Genomic DNA, 945 nt, shown 5'->3' with positions numbered 1-945 from the left:
CCTCTTGTCATTCCTGAAGGTATTACGGAAATTCCATGGGAGTGTTTTGCCCATTGCCAAAGTTTTCGGAAACTGGTACTGCCTCAATCATTAAAAATATTAGATGGTTTTTCATTTTATAACACCCGAATGGATGAAATGAATCTTCCGGAAGGACTGGATTCTATCGGGAATTCAGCGTTTTGGAGTTCTTTTTTATTAAGGAGAGTTGTGCTTCCTGAAAGTGCAATTCATTTGGGGATAGGTGCTTTTGCACAAACTGATAGTTTAAGGAGTATAAATATTCCACTTGGTGTCACTGAAATTCCTAATTTGTTTTTAGCTTACAGCAATGAAATAGATACTATTATTATACCTGATGGAGTAACTAGGATTGGAAACAGTGCCTTTCAAATGGATTATGACTTAAGCTATGTACGATGGCCTAAATCTCTAAAAAGAATAGAAACATATGCTTTTTATAATACAAATATAATTGAAATCATCTTTCCGGAGACTTTAGAGTATATAGGAAGTACGGCTTTTTTTTATTTGGATTTACTTGAAAGAGTGTATTGTATGGCGAAGATTCCCCCTAAAGCGGAGTTGGATAGTCATAATTTTTATTATGGTCCTTTTCACCTTTCCGAAAAGAATTGTACTTTATATGTACCAAAAGGAACAGGTGATTTATATAGGTCTGCGGATGGATGGAAAGAGTTCGATAATATTGTAGAAACCGATAATTTCCCTTCTTCCTGTGGAATAACCTTCGCGCCAAGCTGTACGGTTAGTACCTCTGATGGAGAGATTATAATAAACAATCCTACGGATATACCGACAAGAGTCAGTGTTTATGCGGTTAATGGAAATTTGGTTCGGCAAGAAAAAGTGGTCGGTACATTTACCCTTACGGTTTCACCGGGGATTTATTTGGTGAAAGCGGGTAGGAAAACAGAAAAGGTG

Annotated in this window: 1 protein-coding gene; it reads left to right on the top strand. The window is 36.7% G+C overall.

Annotated elements, in window-relative coordinates; translation table 11 throughout:
* Positions 1-945, top strand: a 945-nt coding sequence (locus DXB63_RS17710; protein ID WP_147332321.1) for a leucine-rich repeat protein, incomplete at both ends; no start/stop codon positions are given.

The organism is Bacteroides sp. OM05-12, from assembly GCF_003438995.1.
Lineage (GTDB): Bacteria > Bacteroidota > Bacteroidia > Bacteroidales > Bacteroidaceae > Bacteroides.
Note: the sequence above shows the minus strand (reverse complement) of the source record. Positions and strands in the feature narration are given on the sequence as shown.